At 71.8% G+C, this 639-nt stretch carries 1 protein-coding gene; it reads left to right on the top strand.

From position 1 onward, the window contains the following. The coding region (locus AC31A1_RS52290) for a hypothetical protein (protein ID WP_489660057.1) at window positions 1–639 on the top strand (639 nt) is incomplete at both ends.

Here is a 639-nt window from a genome sequence, read left to right as displayed (position 1 = left end):
GCCCCGGCCCCCACCGGAGTTGGCGCGCGGCTGAAGCAGGCGGTGCGCAACCACGAGCCCGAGCACCAGATCCGGCTGCACGCCCAGCTCAACAACCTGCGCCGACTGAGGGAGGCGCGCTCCCGTACGGGGCTGCGTGCCGCGACCGACGCGATGGTCGACGGCGGGCACTCCCTGCACTTCGAGGTGCCCAACAGCAGCGACACCGGTGTCCGTCGGGTCCGCCTGCTCCTCTCCGCCGAACGGGACACCGGGCAGGCCAGCACCCATCACCTGGTCCTGCCGGGCATCCAGGTCATGGGCCTGGCGCAGATGGCCGGCAGCGACGCCGAGCAGCGCGGTGAGTCGTACGGCGGCGCGCTCGGGCCGATGGCCAGTGTCAGCGGGCCGCTGGGGAGTTGGGGGTCCATCGGGTTCGGGGCCGACTACCAGTACGGCCATCAGGTCACCCACGGCGACACCGTGGGCGGCGCGACCTCGCACGACCAGTTCTACATCGGCACCGGCCAGGACAGCCACGAGTTCAGGGTGCCGGTGCGACTGGCCCTGGACCTGTACGCGGACGACAGCGACCAGCCCAGCGAGCGGTTCGGGCGGAACGTGAACCAGGCCGCCGCCCCGGCCCTGTCTCTTATACAC

The organism is Streptomyces sp. P5F9, from assembly GCF_057961495.1.
Note: the sequence above shows the minus strand (reverse complement) of the source record. Positions and strands in the feature narration are given on the sequence as shown.